Annotated in this window: 19 protein-coding genes and 2 tRNA genes; 4 read left to right on the top strand and 17 right to left on the bottom strand. The window is 58.0% G+C overall.

Translation table 11 applies throughout. The annotated features are described in order from the left end of the window. Positions 1-48: 48 nt before the first annotated feature. From ACY8D3_RS06045 to dapA, 5 genes are all read right to left on the bottom strand, one after another. Positions 49-381, bottom strand: a complete 333-nt coding sequence (locus ACY8D3_RS06045) for a TM2 domain-containing protein (protein WP_462382522.1) — start codon at positions 379-381, stop codon at positions 49-51. A 287-nt stretch (positions 382-668) separates the two neighbouring features. Beyond that, positions 669-758 (bottom strand) — tRNA-Ser (locus tag ACY8D3_RS06040). Between the two features lie 83 nt (positions 759-841). After that, the gene (locus ACY8D3_RS06035; RefSeq protein WP_462382520.1) at positions 842-1,711 is read right to left on the bottom strand and encodes a phosphoribosylaminoimidazolesuccinocarboxamide synthase; all 870 of its coding nucleotides are present in this window, start codon (positions 1,709-1,711) and stop codon (positions 842-844) included. Between the two features lie 94 nt (positions 1,712-1,805). After that, positions 1,806-2,924 carry an outer membrane protein assembly factor BamC gene (gene bamC, locus ACY8D3_RS06030; RefSeq protein WP_462382518.1) on the bottom strand — a complete coding sequence of 373 codons (1,119 nt, stop codon included), beginning with the start codon at positions 2,922-2,924 and terminating at the stop codon, positions 1,806-1,808. Positions 2,925-2,941: 17 nt separating this feature from the next. Then, positions 2,942-3,820, bottom strand: coding sequence for a 4-hydroxy-tetrahydrodipicolinate synthase (gene dapA, locus ACY8D3_RS06025; RefSeq protein WP_462382516.1), 879 nt, complete (start codon positions 3,818-3,820; stop codon positions 2,942-2,944). A gap of 162 nt (positions 3,821-3,982) precedes the next feature. Here dapA and ACY8D3_RS06020 point away from each other — a divergent pair, with 162 nt between their 5' ends. Then, a complete protein-coding gene (locus tag ACY8D3_RS06020) occupies positions 3,983-4,540 on the top strand; it encodes a glycine cleavage system transcriptional repressor (RefSeq protein WP_462382514.1) in 558 nt (185 codons plus the stop codon). Positions 4,541-4,552: 12 nt separating this feature from the next. Further along, entirely contained in the window at positions 4,553-5,026 is a 474-nt protein-coding gene (locus ACY8D3_RS06015) for a peroxiredoxin (RefSeq protein ID WP_462382512.1), read from the top strand. A gap of 3 nt (positions 5,027-5,029) precedes the next feature. Here ACY8D3_RS06015 and ACY8D3_RS06010 read toward each other — a convergent pair whose 3' ends face one another. Beyond that, positions 5,030-5,275, bottom strand: a complete 246-nt coding sequence (locus tag ACY8D3_RS06010) for a sulfurtransferase TusA family protein (protein WP_462382510.1) — start codon at positions 5,273-5,275, stop codon at positions 5,030-5,032. 139 nt (positions 5,276-5,414) lie between these two features. Here ACY8D3_RS06010 and ACY8D3_RS06005 point away from each other — a divergent pair, with 139 nt between their 5' ends. Then, positions 5,415-6,848, top strand: a complete 1,434-nt coding sequence (locus ACY8D3_RS06005) for a M48 family metalloprotease (protein WP_462382508.1) — start codon at positions 5,415-5,417, stop codon at positions 6,846-6,848. A 15-nt stretch (positions 6,849-6,863) separates the two neighbouring features. Here the strand turns inward: ACY8D3_RS06005 and nadA are convergent, their stop codons facing one another. From nadA to queC, 3 genes are all read right to left on the bottom strand, one after another. Then, positions 6,864-7,922 carry a quinolinate synthase NadA gene (nadA, locus tag ACY8D3_RS06000; RefSeq protein WP_462382507.1) on the bottom strand — a complete coding sequence of 353 codons (1,059 nt, stop codon included), beginning with the start codon at positions 7,920-7,922 and terminating at the stop codon, positions 6,864-6,866. 130 nt (positions 7,923-8,052) lie between these two features. Further along, a tRNA-Lys gene (locus tag ACY8D3_RS05995) sits at positions 8,053-8,128 on the bottom strand. Positions 8,129-8,186: 58 nt separating this feature from the next. After that, the gene (queC, locus tag ACY8D3_RS05990; protein WP_462382506.1) at positions 8,187-8,858 is read right to left on the bottom strand and encodes a 7-cyano-7-deazaguanine synthase QueC; all 672 of its coding nucleotides are present in this window, start codon (positions 8,856-8,858) and stop codon (positions 8,187-8,189) included. 421 nt (positions 8,859-9,279) lie between these two features. Between queC and ACY8D3_RS05985 the strand changes: the two genes are divergently transcribed. After that, positions 9,280-10,347: an acyltransferase family protein gene (locus tag ACY8D3_RS05985; protein WP_462382505.1), complete on the top strand. Its 1,068-nt coding sequence runs from the start codon at positions 9,280-9,282 to the stop codon at positions 10,345-10,347. Positions 10,348-10,800: 453 nt separating this feature from the next. On the opposite strand, the gene ybgF is transcribed toward ACY8D3_RS05985, so the two are convergent. The 8 genes from ybgF to ruvB all read right to left on the bottom strand — a co-directional run bounded on the left by ybgF (position 10,801) and on the right by ruvB (position 17,293). Then, on the bottom strand, positions 10,801-11,613 hold the full coding sequence (gene ybgF, locus ACY8D3_RS05980; protein WP_462382503.1) for a tol-pal system protein YbgF: 813 nt from the start codon (positions 11,611-11,613) through the stop codon (positions 10,801-10,803). Positions 11,614-11,619: 6 nt separating this feature from the next. Then, a complete protein-coding gene (gene pal / locus ACY8D3_RS05975; protein ID WP_462382501.1) occupies positions 11,620-12,126 on the bottom strand; it encodes a peptidoglycan-associated lipoprotein Pal in 507 nt (168 codons plus the stop codon). 61 nt (positions 12,127-12,187) lie between these two features. Then, positions 12,188-13,486, bottom strand: coding sequence for a Tol-Pal system beta propeller repeat protein TolB (tolB, locus tag ACY8D3_RS05970; RefSeq protein ID WP_462382499.1), 1,299 nt, complete (start codon positions 13,484-13,486; stop codon positions 12,188-12,190). Continuing rightward, a complete protein-coding gene (tolA, locus tag ACY8D3_RS05965) occupies positions 13,486-14,574 on the bottom strand; it encodes a cell envelope integrity protein TolA (protein ID WP_462382497.1) in 1,089 nt (362 codons plus the stop codon). The genes tolB and tolA overlap by 1 nt, the downstream gene beginning before the upstream one ends. Then, entirely contained in the window at positions 14,574-15,026 is a 453-nt protein-coding gene (gene tolR, locus ACY8D3_RS05960) for a protein TolR (protein ID WP_462382495.1), read from the bottom strand. The genes tolA and tolR overlap by 1 nt, the downstream gene beginning before the upstream one ends. Positions 15,027-15,039: 13 nt before the next feature. Further along, the gene (tolQ, locus tag ACY8D3_RS05955) at positions 15,040-15,741 is read right to left on the bottom strand and encodes a protein TolQ (RefSeq protein WP_462382493.1); all 702 of its coding nucleotides are present in this window, start codon (positions 15,739-15,741) and stop codon (positions 15,040-15,042) included. Positions 15,742-15,743: 2 nt separating this feature from the next. After that, on the bottom strand, positions 15,744-16,184 hold the full coding sequence (gene ybgC, locus ACY8D3_RS05950) for a tol-pal system-associated acyl-CoA thioesterase (protein WP_462382491.1): 441 nt from the start codon (positions 16,182-16,184) through the stop codon (positions 15,744-15,746). A gap of 59 nt (positions 16,185-16,243) precedes the next feature. Next, positions 16,244-17,293, bottom strand: coding sequence for a Holliday junction branch migration DNA helicase RuvB (gene ruvB, locus ACY8D3_RS05945; RefSeq protein ID WP_462382489.1), 1,050 nt, complete (start codon positions 17,291-17,293; stop codon positions 16,244-16,246). Positions 17,294-17,296 lie beyond the last annotated feature (3 nt).

The following is a 17,296-nucleotide window of genomic DNA, read 5'->3' as shown; positions in this document are numbered from 1 at the left end:
CCTATGGATTCGGGGATTTTTTTTGTAGAGCCCTCAGATGTTGCCCTATCAGACAACGCCTGCCGTTGGCGCGGCACCGGCCATGGCTCCGACCTCGAGCCGGGCGTCACGGCGCACCTGCTCCGAGTGGTCCTTGATAATTCCCGGAATGAGGAAAAGGTCAACGAGGAGCCAAATGCCGGTAATGATCAATGGAAAGAACGTGAAGCAGCCCACCAAGGTGATGAGGAGGATGGCGATAGCAGTGCCGGTCTTGCCGAGATAAAACCGGTGCCCACCGAGGCCTCCGAAAAGAAACCATAGCAGATAGGCAACGCCGGTCGATTTACGCGCGTTGGCTACTTTTTGTTCGATCAGCATTTCCTGCTGGATTGATGACATGTGCTCTCCCTCCCTGGGACTTCAAATAAAGGCGAAATGATGCCAGATATCTCTAGAGCCCTCACACTCCATGGAACAGCCAGGCCACGTCGCCGTCAGAAATGTGCGGAGCATCACACGTGTAAGCCTTTCTTGGGCATGTAGCATTTTAGCCATGCCCCCGCCGCGGTCGCGGTCCTGCCCTCGCGTTTAGCTCGGAGGATCAAGCCAGAGCGGCGTCAGAGAACCTTTCATAGTCATCAAAAACGAAAAAGCCCCGAGCTCACTGAGCCCGGGGCTTTTCTATATGGCGGGGAGATAGGGATTTGAACCCTAGGTGCCCGTGAGGACACAACGGATTTCGAATCCGTCCCGTTCGACCACTCCGGCATCTCCCCGAAGCGGCGCGCATGATACCAATTTATCGCGACTTGTCGAACCCTCTGCGCGATTTTTTTTGTTTTCGCTCAGGTGGTTGCGCTCATTGCGTCAAGCGAGTCAGCGCTTCGCGGTATTTCTCGGCCGTCTTCAATGCGACGTCATCGGGTACCGCAGGCGCAGGCGGCTCCTTGTTCCAACCGGTGGATTCCAGCCAGTCCCGCACGTACTGCTTGTCAAAGCTTGGCGGGTTTGCACCTTCGGCGTAGCTATCGGCTGGCCAGAAGCGGCTGGAATCCGGCGTAAGCGCTTCATCCATTAGCGTCAGTGTGCCATTTTCATCCAGCCCGAATTCGAACTTGGTATCGGCGATGATGATGCCTCGCCTTGCCGCGTATTCGGCCGCCGCTGTGTACAGCGCTATGGCGGTATCACGCACCTTTGCTGCCATCGCTTCCCCGATGACCGATTCACACTGCGCGAAGGAGATGTTCTCGTCGTGGTCACCTACCGCTGCCTTGGTGGAAGGCGTGAAGATAGGAGCGGGCAACTTGCTGGCTTCCTTCAGGCCGGCCGGCAATTCTATCCCGCAGACCGTACCCTGCGCCTTGTACTCCTTCCATCCCGAGCCTGCCAGGTAACCGCGGACGATCGCTTCGACGGGAATGGGCTTCAGCCGTTTTGCAACGACCGCACGGCCATCCACGAGCGGCAACGCTTCGGCTGCTACCACATCTTCGACGCGGTCGCCCGTGAAGTGGTTAGGTACGATGGCCTTGAGTTTATCGAACCAAAAATTGGAAATGGCAGTGAGAATCTTGCCCTTCTCTGGGATCGGCTGCTCAAGGATGACGTCGAACGCGGACAGACGATCGGTCGCGACCATGAGCATGCGCTTGTCATCGATCTCGTAGAGATCACGCACCTTACCGGAGTAGATTTTCGTGAGGCCAAGCGAAGAAGGTGTGCTCATGGTTTACCGCCCTGTGAAATAAAACAGGCGAAACCAAGGTTTCGCCTGCCGTATCGATCTGGCCGTCCGTCAAGCGAACGGCCACTTTGGTTCATCAACCCAGATTATTCTGAATCAGCGTCAGGATACGACGCGAGACTTCTGCTGGCGCCACCTTGTCGATGCCCTGCTCTACTGTCACCTGAACACTGTCGCCAACGGTGCTCAGGCGAACCTGGTAACGTTCGGCTCGCGCATCGATCTCGGCCTGGCTACGCTCGCGTCCGAATAGGCGCGAGAAGAAGCCGCGCTTCTCCTCAGGATTGCGTGCACCTTCAGCAAGGTTGATGTAGTACAGCCCATTGCTGCGGTTGAGGTCATCGACGCGAACGTCGCCACTCTGCAATGCACGACCGACGCTCGACCAAGCGCGGTCGAAATCCGTCCCGAGGCTGAGGACCGGGTTGCCGCTGCCATCCTGGGTGAGATTTGCAAGGCTGGGTGCGCCATAGCTGTTGTTGGCTACCAGCGATACCGAGCCACCCTGATCGCCACCGCCAGTCAACATGGCCAGCAAATCATCCAGCAGGACAGCCTCGACAGCGGGCTTGCCCGAACGTGAAGGGAAGTCGACATTGGTACTGCTGCCGGCTGGACGACTGGCGCTGGCAATGTAAATTTCACTGCTATTGCGTGCCACACCGGGCTCGATCCGGACACGTAGACGCACTTCCTTGCCGCCCATGTCCTCGCCGCGTGCGCTCAATCGTCGAGACATGTCCGAAGACAGTTGGTCCACGGGTTGCCACGCCGTGACGAACTCACCGGTGCGTGGACGCTCCTCAGCGACACGGAAGCCGTTTGCCTCGAAGAACTGGCGTACGACCGACCACACTTGCGAAGGATCACGCTGCGCCAGGATCCAGCGTTGATCGCTGCTCTCCTGGAGGCTGAACTCGGTCATGTCGCTCGTCACGTCGATGGGTTGCGGACGTGGGACTTCGTAGTCGGTGCGAGACACATTCGTCGATGGAATGCTTGCTGGAATAGGCAGCAAAGGATCCAGACGCTTGGCTTGTACGTCGGCAGGAACCTGCATGGGCGGGGTCTGCCGCGCCTCCAGGTAATCGCTTCCACGATCACGGAAATACCCGTGTTCACCCCAAAGCCAACCGCACCCACTGGTGCTGGTGATGACGACAGCAAGCACGGAAAGCCCGGCAAAACGCTTCATGCGCATAGTTCCTCGGATTAAGCCAGCAGGCCAGATTGACGCATCGCCTGGCGAACAGGCTCCTGGCACGCGTCGCTCAGCCAAGTCAATGGCAGGCGAATGCCCTCAGGGATCAACCCCATTTCATGCAGCGCAAACTTGACGGGAATCGGGTTCGATTCGATGAAGAGTGCCTTGTTGAGTGGCATCAGTCGCTCATTCAACGCACGTGCCGTGTCAGCATCACCGGCGATGGCCGCCGCGCAGAGCTCGCTCATCAGACGCGGCGCGACGTTGGCAGTCACGGAGATATTGCCTTTTCCGCCCAGTAGCATGAGCTCTACTGCGGTGCCATCGTCACCGGAGTAGACCAGGAAGTCGCTTGGCACTCGCTCGATGAGGGTCTTGGCACGTGCCAGATCACCGGTGGCCTCCTTGATACCAATGATGTTCGCTACATCGGCCAATCGGACCACGGTATCGGGCAGCATGTCGCATGCCGTGCGACCGGGTACGTTGTAGAGGATCTGTGCGATATCAACCGACTCGGCAATCTCGCGAAAATGGCGGTAAAGGCCTTCCTGCGTCGGCTTGTTGTAATACGGGGTGACCAGGAGGCACGCGTCGGCACCAACATTCTTGGCCTCGCGCGTCAGCTCAACGGACTCACGTGTGGAATTGCCACCCGTTCCTGCAATAACAGGAATGCGACCTTTCACCTGCTCGACGACCCGGCCGATGGCATCTATATGCTCGCTGACATCGAGCGTCGCCGATTCGCCTGTCGTCCCTACCGCTACGATGGCATTGGTGCCTTCCTGCAGATGGAAGTCGACGAGCTTGCTCAGGCTATCCCAGTCCAGACGACCTTGTGCGTCCATGGGGGTGGCCAGCGCCACCATGCTGCCTGAAATCATGCAATCGCTCCTGCCGGAAAAATGAGCCGTAATGGTAATGGTGCCATCGGCCTTTCACAAGCCAACCAATGGGTTCAAGCATTCCCACAGCCAACGGTTTTCGCTACCCTTCCGGCTTTGCAAAGCGAGTTCTCCGCTCGCACTATCCCCTAGGAAAGCTGTATGTCCCTCCCTCCCGTTCGTGAACAATTTCTGTTGATCAGCGCGCTAGGCGCCAGCCCGATGGAGCTCACCAATACGCTCTGCCGTGCCGCCAATGAAAGTCGTTGCGCCGTGACCAGCAGCCGCCTGACGCGACATGGTGAATACAGCGCTTTCATCATTCAGGTATCCGGAAGCTGGGATGCACTGGCTCGTCTAGAGCAGAGCCTGCCGCAAATCGCGAAACGCAACGACTTCACCATTAGCGTCATCCGCAGCGCACCGCTCGAGCCCCGTCCGCAATCGCTGCCCTATGTGGCGTACGTGAACGCGGTCTATCGGCCGGACATCCTTAACGAGCTTTGCCAGTTCTTCATCGATCACAAGATCGACCTCGAAAACATCACCTGCGACACCTATCAGGCCCCGCACACCGGCAGCACCATGCTGACCGCCACAATCACCGTAATACTGCCCGCTGGCACCCAGATCAGCTGGCTGCGAGATCAGTTCTTGGATTTTGCCGATGCGCTGAATCTGGACGCACTGATCGAACCCTGGCGCCCACAGAATCCTTGAGGACATTCACACATGACCGTATCGCTCGGCCAGCCTTTGCCTGCGTTCACCGCTGAAGCCACCAGCGGCGTGAAGATCGCGCCCGAATCTTTGAAAGGCAAACAGGCCGTCCTCTACTTCTACCCGAAGGACAACACCCCTGGCTGCACTACGCAGGGCCAAGGCTTCCGCGATCAGTTCGAGGCGTTCCAGGCGGCGGATACGGTCATATTCGGCATCTCTCGCGACAGCTTGCGGACGCACGAGAATTTCAAGGCCAAGCAGGGCTTTCCATTCGAGCTGATCAGCGATAAGGACGAGCAGCTTTGCAAGCTGTTCGATGTCATCAAGCAGAAGAAGCTATATGGCAAGGAGTACCTGGGGGTCGATCGCAGCACGTTTCTTATCGACCGCGAAGGTATCGTTCGCCAGGAATGGCGTGGGGTCAAGGTACCGGGTCACGTCGACGCCGTGCTCGAAGCAGCCCAGGCGCTAGCCGCGAAATAGCCCTCAGGCTTTCTTCAGCCAGTAACGAAACTGCCCTGCGTCCACCTCCTCGTGCACCAGGGCATGGCCCGACAGCCGAGCAAAGGACCTGAAATCGCGCTGGGATCCCGCATCGGTAGCGGTAACCTTCAATACTTGTCCCGAGATCAGGCCATTGAGGGCTACTTTTGCCTTGAGCAGCGGTAAGGGGCAATTCAGTCCGCTGGCATCGAGCTCTTCATCGATGTGAATATCGCATGGCACTGTCATTCGGCTCTCCCGGACAAAGGAGACAGGATAACGAACCTGCCAAGCCCCCACTAGCGCACGAACCGCGACATGAACAAGTTGGCGGCATATCTCTGCACGCTGCTACAGTAGCGGTACACCCACAACGAGCCCGTGCACGATGTATCTGCGCCCTACACTGCTCGCCCTTGCTTGCGTTCTGACGCCACTTCCACTGGCCGCGAATGATCTGCCGTCTCTAGGCGATTCGAGCTCTGCCACCGTTTCGCCGACCCAGGAATATCAGCTGGGGCGTGCGTGGCTGAGCCTTTTGCGCGGCCAGGTTCCGCAGCTTTCCGACCCGCTGATGAAGGATTTTGTCGAACGCAGCGTGTATCGGCTCGCTGAGAGCAGCCAGGTCCAGGATCGCCGGTTTGAGTTCGTTTTGCTGCGCAGCGATCAACTGAACGCGTTTGCTGCCCCGGGCGGCATCGTCGGCGTCAACGGCGGCATCTTTCTCTACGCAGAGACGGAGGCGGAATATGCATCGGTGATGGCACACGAGCTTGCGCACCTTTCGCAACGCCACTTTGCCCGCGGGATGGCTGCGCAGCAGCGCATGCAACTACCGATCATGGCAGCGATGCTGGCCGGCATCGTCGCTGCCGCCGCCGGGGCAGGCGATGCGGGAATTGCAGCGATTGCATCGAGCCAGGCAGCTGCCATCCAGGAACAGCGGCGCTTTTCTCGCCAGAACGAACAGGAAGCGGACCGGATCGGCCTCATTAACCTCGAGCGTGCCGGTTACGACCCCAAGGCAATGCCCAGAATGTTTTCGCGCCTGGCACGGCAATATCGCTATGACAGCCGACCGCCAGAGTTCCTGCTGACCCACCCCATCACCGAGTCGCGGATTGCGGATACAAGTAACAGGGCCGAGCATTCCCAAGGCGACGGCCGTGACGACTCACTTGAGTACCAACTGATGCGGTCCCGCGCGCGCATGATATTCGAGCAGACGCCGGGCAGCGCCTCTCAACAGTTTCGCGCCATGCTCAATGAAAAACCGGATGATGATGCCCTTCGCTATGGCTTGGCGATCTCCCAGACGAAAACAGGAAAGCCGGACGAGGCGACTGAGTTGCTTGCGCCGCTCCTCAAGAACGCACCCGATAACCTGGCTTATAACCTAGCTCAGATCGAGGCGGATGAAGCACGGAATCGTCTGGATGCGGCACAGACCCGGGTAGATAGACTCGCCTCGCTCTATCCTGGCAGCTATCCCGCAAAGCAGGCGCGAATCGATCTGCTGCTCAAACGCAACAAACCTCAGCAAGCGGAGGCATTGTTGGACGACCTTCGCAGGGACCGACCGAAGGACCCGGATGTTTGGTATCAGGTCGCAGAAGTGCGAGGGCTGGCAGGCAATATCATCGGCGTACACGAAGCGCGAGCTGAGTACTTTGCCTTGGTTGGCGACTACGAGCAGGCCTTGCAGCAGCTGGACTTTGCACGTCGTCGCGCGGCGAATAACTTCCCACTCGCCGCGAAAATAGATGCGCGCTACGAGGCACTCAAGGAAGAACAGCGTATGGTGAAAGACTTGCTGGGATAAGCCGAACGAAACGACTCAGGCGTTGCCGGTTACGGGCGCCTGGGCCGCAGCCGTGAAATCAAGCATCCGACGCAGGGGCTTGACGGCACGGGGGACCAGCGCGGGGTCGACGTGCACCTCTTCGCGCCCTTCACGAAGCCCTACCAACAAGCGCTCAAGTGTATTCATGGCCATCCAAGGGCAGTGCGCGCAGCTGCGGCACGTCGCGCCGTTGCCAGCGGTGGGCGCCTCGATGAACAGCTTGCCCGGGCAGCGCTGCTGCATCTTGTAGAAAATACCGCGGTCGGTCGCCACGATGAATGTGCGGTTGGGCATTTTCTCAGCGGCCTTGATCAACTGGCTGGTCGAGCCGACCGCATCCGCCAGCGCAATCACCGCCTCAGGTGATTCGGGATGCACCAGAACAGCTGCTTCTGGGTACAGCGCCTTCATGTCTTGCAGCTGCTTTGCCTTGAACTCTTCGTGGACGATACACGCACCCTCCCACAGCAACATGTCCGCTCCGGTTTCGCGCTGAATGTACCGTCCCAGGTGCTGGTCTGGGGCCCAGATGAGCTTTTCGCCGTTATCCATCAGACTCTCGACGATCTCAAGGGCACAGCCGGACGTCACGACCCAGTCGGCCCGCGCTTTGACAGCTGCAGAGGTATTGGCATAGACGACAACGGTACGATCAGGGTGCTGATCGCAGAACGCAGAGAACTCATCCAGGGGACAGCCCAGGTCCAACGAGCAGGTAGCCTCCAGAGTGGGCATCAGGATCCGTTTTTCCGGGCTCAGGATCTTCGCCGTCTCGCCCATGAAGCGAACGCCAGCGACCACGATTGTCTGCGCGTCGTGACGGCTACCGAAACGGGCCATTTCCAGCGAATCCGCAACACACCCGCCCGTTTCCTCGGCCAATGCCTGTAGAACCGGATCGCAATAGTAATGCGTGACGAGCACGGCATTCTGCCGCTTCAGCTCCGCCGCGATATCCCGCTTGAACTGGACCTGCTCCGCCGTGGAAAGCTCACGAGGCGCTTTGGCCGCCAGATGGGCTTGTACCAGTAAACGTTCAGATATTGGCGTCATGTTCGCTTGCTCGATGCGCACTGCGGCGCGGAGTATATCAGCGCGCCACTGCCTGGCATGGCGCCCGCCACATGCGCAAACCATGGATATGAAAAAGCCCGAGTCGCTTTCGCGAACCGGGCTCTGAATATGGTGGGTCGTGTAGGATTCGAACCTACGACCAATTGGTTAAAAGCCAACTGCTCTACCGACTGAGCTAACGACCCAACGCGGAGCGCATGATACTGATTATTCAGGAGAAATCAACACTTCACTCTAAAAAAATCAGAGATACCGCGTAGGGTCCGGGAGGCCTGCCGCTGCGAAGCCTTCCGCACGAAGCGTGCAACTGTCACAGTGTCCGCATGCACGCCCGTCATTGTCGGCTCGGTAACACGACACAGTCAGCGCGTAGTCCACACCTAACTCGGTCCCCTTGCGTACGATGTCCGCTTTGCTCATGTACTGCAAAGGCGAGTTGATGCGCATCACATTTCCTTCCACGCCCGCTTTGGTTGCAAGATTGGCCAGCTTTTCGAAGGCGTCGATGAACTCGGGGCGGCAATCGGGATAGCCGGAGTAGTCAATCGCATTCACCCCGATAAAGAGATCATGCGCACCGAGCACTTCCGCCCAGCCCAACGCCAGCGACAGAAATACAGTATTGCGTGCAGGCACGTAGGTAACCGGGATCCCGCTTCCGCCTGCTTCCGGCACATCGATATTGGAATCTGTCAGCGCGGATCCACCGATACCTTTCAAGTCCAGCCCGATGACCTTGTGTTCAATCACGCCCAATTGGTGAGCGACCCGCTCGGCGGCCTGCAACTCGGCCCGATGTCGCTGACCGTAGTCGAAACTCATCGTGTAAAGCGCGTAACCCTGCGCCTTGACCATCGCCAAAACCGTCGCAGAATCCAAGCCACCAGACAGTAAAACAACGGCTCTTTCGGACATTCGTTAACCCTCTCGCAGAAATGAAACACTCGACGTTGAAATTATAACGGGCCCGCCCATCGCCCGGACGCGCTCACTTCAAGCGATCTGCCGAACAGCGGGAACCAACGACAGCAATGCCGCTCGAACATTCGTTATTCTCAACACCAGATACAAATTGTTGCGTGAAAGCTGGACAACGTAAGGAAACATCCGCTGCATTTGGCTTCTGCTCAGTCGAGCGGAACGCCTGCATTATCACCGGTCCCGTCCGGACTCAACTTCGCGCGGCCCGCAACGCCTGCTGGCGCCGCACACATAAACCAAGCCAAATTCTCTATCGTCCTGTTTCTGTTGCGCCGCAAAGGCATGCCGGCCTCCAGATCACGATTTCCTGGACATTAGTGGCTGGCTTCGGCGCTTCGGCGTGTGGAGACGACGCATGGAAAGAAATACACCTGAAAAAGACCTCAGGATCGAAACGATCAGAGGGCTTGCCCTCCTCCTGATGGTCGCTGGGCATGTCATTGGTGATACCGCCGCGGCGGGTATGCAGGTAAGCGACGACTCTTTTCTACGTTACCTTTACGACTCACTCGTCTATGTGCGGATGCCGCTTTTCACTGCCATTTCGGGCTACGTCTACGCGCTCCGCCCACTCGGCCCGCAAAGTGCGCTCTGGCGGTTCCAGCAAGGGAAGCTACGCCGGATCGTGCTACCCATGGTCGTGGTTTCGACACTATTCTTCATCTCACAGATGATTGCACCCGGCGCAAACACGAAGTCCGAATGGGCGGAGATGTACAACATCTACATTTACGGCTATTCGCACTTTTGGTTCCTGCAGGCGATCTTTTGCATCTTCCTGATGATCTCCCTGCTCGATAAATTCGAGTGCCTCAATACGGTACCGAAAGCGCTCATCGGGATCGCGCTAGCAACCCTCGCCTCGCTCAACTACGAAGCTTTCCCGGACCTCTTCAGCTTCAAGAGTGGTATACACCTGCTGCCGTTCTTCCTGTTGGGACTGAGCGTCTACCGATTCGGAGACCACCTCACCCAAATGCCGATACAGCTCGTCATGCTTGCGGTATTGATAGTCACCGTTGCGATGAACCAGTCCTACCTGTGGGATCATGCCGACTTGTCCGAGGGCGAAATCGCGCTGGTCGGCACCGCGCTTGGGCTGGCAGCCATCTATCTCCTCATCGTCCGCAGGTTCTACTTCGCCCCCCTAGCCTGGCTCGGCCGGTATTCGTTTGAAATCTATCTTCTGCACGTCTTCGGTACCGCCGGCACCCGGATCGCCCTCGGTAAGCTAGGCATCCAAAACGATTCGGTAATCTTCTTCGGTTGCCTGTTCGTTGGCCTCGCACTGCCGGTCGCAGTGAAGCTCGCTGCCGCGCGTGTCCCGCTCGCGGACTTGATGCTTTTCGGGGCCAAGCCTGCGAGGAAAAGCACTGTCCGACAGCCCCGCACTACCTTCAAAGCCCGGGAAAGCACCCGCTGAGACCAGGATGCGCCATTGGCCATGCCAATGGCGCATCGTGTTTCACTTGTCTTCCAAGAGCAGCGCGTAGCCTGGCGCCCGTCGTAGCACGCTCCCACCACTCAGGCCGTCGCTGAAAAAGCCCACAGAGGTACCCTACCGATCGATAGCCGTTGCTGGGCTAGGAAAAGGAGACATGGCGATCGCTACAGGCAGACCACGTATGATCGTATACATCGGCCGCTTAAACAGGCGCAGGTGACCAAACCGCGATAAGCCGCCCTAGGAAGCTCGGTGTACGGCGTCGCCTCTGCATGACAAGGCATGACATAGCATCGAGGCAACAGGTGAGACAAAAAAACGATCATCACCCTGCTTTGAAGCGACTGGAGAACATTCGCCCTCAAGCTGAAACGCTGAAACGCTGAAAACAAAAAACCGCCCAAAAGGGCGGCTTTTCAATCTTTGATGGCATTATCGCCCGCGCTGAAGATCGCTTTGCGCAAGCTGGGCAGCCGAACTGCTGGGATATTGAGAAACGACCTGCTGCAGTATTCCGCGTGCTTTATCGCCATTTCCCAAACGGCGCTCGACATCGGCAAGCTTGTACAGTGAATCCGGAACCTTATTATGGTTGGGATAATTCTGCGCAACCCGGGCAAAAGCCTGTCCCGCACCCTGCAAGTTGCCTTGCGCCAGATTTACTTCGCCTAACCAATATTGAGCATTGCCCGCGTATTGGCTTTGCGGATAACGGCGCAAAAATGCATTGAACGCTTGAGACGCTTTATCAAAGTCTTTCTGTTTGATCAGGTCAAAAGCAGCGTCGTAGTAAAGCTTTTCTTTAGCAGGGTCTGCCGGCTCATTACTGGCGGCCTGCTGTTGCGCCCCTGCGCCTTCATTAGCGCCTGAGCCCTGTGAATTAGTATCGGTAGGCGCGGTTGCGCCGCCTCCTGATGCATTGCTGGACAATCGGCTATCAATGTCCTGATAACGCTCCAGACTTTCCTGCTTGAGCCGCTGGATCTGATTCTGCTGCTCCTCGACCATGCCGCGGAGTTGCGCAATCTCATCCTGCATTTGCTGTAACTGGGTAAACAATTGGCCCTGCGCCGAAGGGGGAGTTGAAGCTCCGCCTCCGGCGTAGGTGCCGCTCGAACCATAAGTTTGGGATGGCTGATAGCCCCCGCTGTTACGGGAGCCCCCATCATCCACGGGGACTTGGGCTGCCGCCATCAGAGGCAGCGCCAGTGCAACGAATCCTAGGGTACGGCGGCACTTGAGCATACGAACTTACTTACGCAGTTCTACGCGACGGTTCTGAGCCCAGGCTTGCTCGTCGTGGCCAGTAACAGCCGGACGCTCTTCACCGTAGGAAACGACTTCCAGCTGAGCTGGAGAGACGCCCTGCAGAACCAGGTAGCGCTGAACGGCCTGGGAACGACGCTCGCCCAGAGCCATGTTGTACTCGCGAGTACCGCGCTCGTCAGTGTGGCCTTCCAGAACAACACGGTTGCCATTGGACTTCAGGTCGCGAGCGTGAACGTCCAGGGAGCGCATGGCCTCTGGCTTCAGATCGGAGCTGTCGTACTCAAAGTAGAACGTGGTGATAGCGCGCAGAGCGGCTTCTTCGCCCATGCTGCCGTCCACTGCGCCGGTGTTTGCACCGTAACCCGCGTTAGGGTCAACTGCGCCAGTGCTGCCGTCGCCGGAAGCGTCGCCGCCACGGGAAGAACAACCAACAGCAACAGCCATTGCCAGCGTAAGCGCGGCGAACTTACCAAACTTCAGCATTTCCATAGTGAAACTCCTTTTTGAACCCCAGGTGTTGTGTTTAAACGTGGATCGCTTTTTTACCGCATCAGTTCAGGTAAGGGGACCAGGATGGCTCACGGACTTCGCCTTGAGCGGTAGGAAGTGGGAGCCTAACTCGGCCATTTGTTGACACAAGCATCAAGACTCCCCGGCCCTGCTGGCGGGTGGCGTAGATTAGCATGGTGCCATTGGGTGCAACAGTAGGCGACTCATCCAAATTTGTGTCGGACAGGATGCGCAAATTACCGCGGTCAAGATCCTGCGCAGCAACCTTGAAATTAGTGTAGCCGTCTTGACGATGGATCATGACGAGCGTTTTTTCGTCTGCCGACAATTTCGGGTTGGCATTGTAGTTACCAACAAAAGTTACGCGCTCGGCATTGTTGGTTCCAATGCGCTGCTTGTAGATTTGCGGCTTGCCGGCACGGTCCGACGTAAAATAGATGGTCTGGCCATCTTTACCCCAGAACGGCTCTGTATCGATGGCGTAATGGTTCGTCAGGCGAGTTATCTGACGGCTACCGAGGTCCATGACGTAAATCTCGGGGTTCCCGTCCTTCGACAGTACAAAAGCCAAGCGGTTACCGTCGGGCGAGAACGCTGGCGCGCCGTTGAGGCCTTCGAAATTTGTCAGCTGCTCGCGGCGACCCGTGTCGATGTTCTGAAGGAAGATGCGCGGGCGACGCTGCTCGAACGAGACATAGGCGATACGACGACCATCCGGTGCGAACCGTGGCGACAGGATCGGTTCGCGCGACTGCAACAGTGTCGTCGCGCGTGCACCGTCGTAGTCGGAACGCTGCAGCGTGTAACGGGTATTGCCGCCACCCATCTGCTCTGCGGTCACGTATAGCAGACGCGTCGAGAATGCTCCCTTGACGCCGGTGAGCTTCTCAAAAGATTGGTCAGAGATATAGTGAGCCATATCGCGCAACTGGTCGGTCGTACCGCCGACGTTACCGCTGAAAACCTGCTGCTCGGTTGCCACGTTGAACAGCGCGTACTGAACCTGTAGACGGCCGCCCGCCGGAACGATGTTCCCGACCAGCACGTACTGCGCCCCCAATGCCTTCCAATCGCGATAAATCACTTCACTGGCCTGAACCGGCAGGCTGATCATGTTCTGGCGGGGTATCGGCTGAAACACGCCGGAGTTGCGAAGGTCATTGCCGACGATCTCGGCCATGTCCTCCGGCAGCACGTTTCCGCCTTGCCAGCCGAACGGCACGACCGCAATCGGGATGGCGCGGTCGGCACCGCTCGTAACCAGAATGTTTCGTTCTTGAGCATAGGCCAGGCCTGCCATGCAGAACATGACGACCAGGAAACCTCGGAGCATTTTCATCACAGCGCTAAGTCCTCGGGTGTGAAGGTGATCAGGAACGACCGATACGGAGCGAATTCAGCGGCACTCAGGCTCTGCATTTCGGTGATCCGCCCAATATTGCGTACAGCCGACACCGCGGAATTATCAAACGGGCCATCTCCACTGGAGCGTGCAACGCTCACATTGGTAATAGTGCCATCGGGCAACATATTGACCCGAAGCGACACACTCATATTGTTTCGAGCGGACGGCGGCCGGCTCCAGCCTTCCGCCGCACGCAGCCGGATCAGGTCATCGAGATTGCCAGACACCTGGTCACCCTGGGTATCTGCCAGTGCCTGTTGCCGCTGCGTATCCTCCGATAGGAGTTCAGCCAACGCCTGCGCCTTCTTGTCCTCAGCCGCCTTACGTGCCGCTGCCTCTTTCTTTTTCGCGGCTTCCGCAGCGGCGGCCTTTTTCTTGGCCTCCTCTGCCGCTGCTGCTTTTTTCTTCGCCTCTTCGGCGGCCTTCTTTCGTTCAGCCTCCGCTTCGGCTTTCTTCTTTGCCTCTTCGGCAGCCTTGCGCTTGGCCTCTTCCGCTGCCTTCTGCTTTTCAGCTTCTTCAGCGGCCTTTTTCTTCGCTGCAATATCGGCTTGACGCTTCTGCTCGGCTTCCTTTGCCGCTTCGGCCTTTGCCGCAGCTTCAGCTTCCTGCGCTTTTCGAGCTTCCTCGGCTTTCTTTTGTTCCGCTGCTTTCTGCTCAGCAGCCTTCTGTTCGGCCGCCTTTGCCTCCGCTTCTTTCTGCGCTGCCGCCTTCGCCGCCGCTACCTTCGCCTGCTCCTGCTTGCGCGCTTCCTCGCGACGCTGCTCGAGCTGTTCGGTCTCATACTGCTTCGCTGAGGTCTTGGCGGCTTCGCCTGCGATTTTCTGATTGGTCTGAGTGGTCGCCTGGCTCTGCGACTTTGCCTGATACAGCGTAGCCTGAATGATCGGCCGTGACGGCGGCAGCTCGGGCGTCATTGAAAAACTGACGAACAGCAGGCCGAACAGCAGGACATGAAGCCCTACTGCCCAGACGATTGGCCAGAAATAGCTCTCGGACGGAGAGCGGTCATCGTGATGCTGCATCAAGGCGCCTCGGTGATCAGACCGACGTTGGCGATACCCGCCTGTTGCAACCCACCCATCGCTTGCATGACCGCACCGTAATCGACTGCCTTGTCGCCACGAATAAACACCTGGGTCTGCTTACCCTGGGCGCGCGCCTGGTTCATGATTGCGGTAACGGCCTTGGTCATCTGATCGAGTGTCAGCGCCTTGTCCTGGACGGTTTCGGTATCGACTTCACTACCCATGTTCCAGTAGTAGGTCTTGTCCTTCTTGATCGAAATCGTCAGTACCTGGGAATTGTTATCCTGCGGCAGGGCGTCAGAGCTGACCTGCGGCAGGTCGACCTTGATGCCCTGGTTGAGCATCGGCGCGGTCACCATGAAGATCACGAGTAGCACCAACATCACGTCGATGTAGGGCACCACGTTCATTTCGGCGACCGGTTTACGTTTCTGGCGAATGCGAGCCATGACTAGGTGAACCTCAATCGTCGCTGGTGTGCACCTTGCGATGCAGAATGGCCTGGAATTCGTCGGCAAAGGTGTAGTAACGGTTGATGAGCGTCTCACCGCGAGCTGCGAATCGGTTGTAGGCAATGACGGCCGGGATGGCCGCGAAAAGGCCGATTGCAGTCGCGATCAATGCCTCGGCGATACCGGGCGCAACGGTCGCAAGGGTTGCCTGCTGGACCTGGGACAGACCGCGGAACGAATTCATGATGCCCCATACCGTACCAAACAGGCCGATGTATGGGCTCGTGGAGCCGACAGTGGCGAGGAACGGAAGGCTTTGCTCCAGCTTTTCTTCCTCTCGGGAAATCGCTACGCGCATCGAACGTGCGACACCGTCCATTACGGCGTCGGGGTCGACGCCTGGCTGCTGGCGAAGGCGGGAGAATTCCTTGAAGCCTGCTCGGAAGACCTGCTCTACACCCGAATCAGGATCGGGATCGCTGCCGGCCTGGCGATAGAGTTTGGACAGATCGATACCCGACCAGAAACGCTCTTCGAAAGAATCCAGACCTCGTTTTGCAGCGCGCAATGACGTGCTGCGCTGGAAAATCATGACCCATGAAACCACCGAAGCGGCCACCAGAATGAGCATGACGAGCTGCACCACAAGACTGGCGTTGCTGATCAGACTCCACATGGACATATGGTCGACATTGGCGACGTTGGCTTCCACTCTTACTCTCCTGCTGGGGATAGACCCGGATCGTTTGCGAGCTCATGACGGAGCGCGTCGGGTATAGCCCGGGGTTTCAAACTGCTGGCACGCACGCTGGCGACCGTTACCTGACCTTCACAAAGCAATACGCCATCTGCGGCCCGTCTTACCTGCTGACGGAATCGAAGGCTGGCTTTCTTCAATTCTTCCACATCCGCGGTCACCTCGAGTTCGTCATCGAGCCGGGCCGGTGATAAATAACGAGCCTGGACCGAATGCACGACAAAAAGCAGATCCTCACCGACCAGCGCGGACTGGACATAACCCAGGCTACGCAGACGCTCGGTACGGGCCCGCTCCATGAACTTGAGGTAATTGACGTAGTAGACGATGCCGCCCGCATCGGTGTCCTCATAGTAGACACGGCAACGGTAAACGAACGACGGTGACTGCGCGGGCATACTCTAGAGCCAGCTCTCGGTGTTGCCAATTGGGTTAGGTAACATTTTTTTTTGCCGGCTCAGCTGTCGGTATCGAATAAATCAGGAATGGGCGCGTCGCGCATGTGGCGCGGCAGATTCAGACCGAAATGAAGATAGGCATGGCGCGTTACCACGCGACCCCGCGGGGTCCGCATGATATAGCCCTGCTGAATGAGATAAGGCTCGAGAACATCTTCTATCGTATGGCGTTCTTCGCTGATGGCAGCAGCCAGGCTGTCAACGCCCACAGGACCGCCATCGAACTTGTCAATCATAGCCAGCAATAGGCGACGGTCCTGGTGGTCGAATCCGCGTTCATCAATGTCCAGCATATTCAACGCCTGATCCGCCACCAGCCGCGTGATATGGCCGGAACTGCGCACCTCGGCGAAGTCCCGCACGCGACGCAAGAGCCGGTTGGCGATACGCGGCGTTCCACGCGCGCGCCTGGCAATTTCGAAAGCGCCTTCGGCCTCGATCTCAAGCCCAAGGATGCCTGCCGACCGCGTCACGATCGTCGCAAGGTCATCATTACCGTAAAACTCGAGGCGCTGGACAATTCCGAAGCGATCACGCAAAGGATTGGTCAGCATGCCCGCGCGCGTCGTGGCGCCAACCAGTGTAAAAGGTGGAAGGTCCAGCTTGATCGAGCGCGCTGCAGGCCCCTCCCCGATCATGATATCCAGCTGAAAATCTTCCATGGCCGGATAGAGGACTTCTTCAACGACTGGCGATAATCGATGGATTTCATCGACGAACAGGACATCGCCGGACTCAAGATTCGTTAGAAGCGCAGCGAGGTCACCTGGGCGCTCCAGCACGGGGCCCGAAGTGCTCTTGATCGAGACGCCCATTTCTTCGGCAATGATGTTCGCGAGCGTGGTTTTGCCAAGACCGGGCGGACCAAAGATCAAGGTGTGATCCAGCGCTTCCTGCCGGCCTCGCGCCGCCTGGATGAACAGCGCCATCTGCTCGCGAACGTTGGCTTGCCCAATGTAATCCGCAAGCTTCGCGGGCCGGATCGCACGATCGATCTGTTCGTCTCGCTCACGCGGGCTGGCCGCGATAAGCCGGTCTGTTTCGATCATCTC

Source organism: Pseudomonas sp. Marseille-QA0892, from assembly GCF_054950135.1.
Note: the sequence above shows the minus strand (reverse complement) of the source record. Positions and strands in the feature narration are given on the sequence as shown.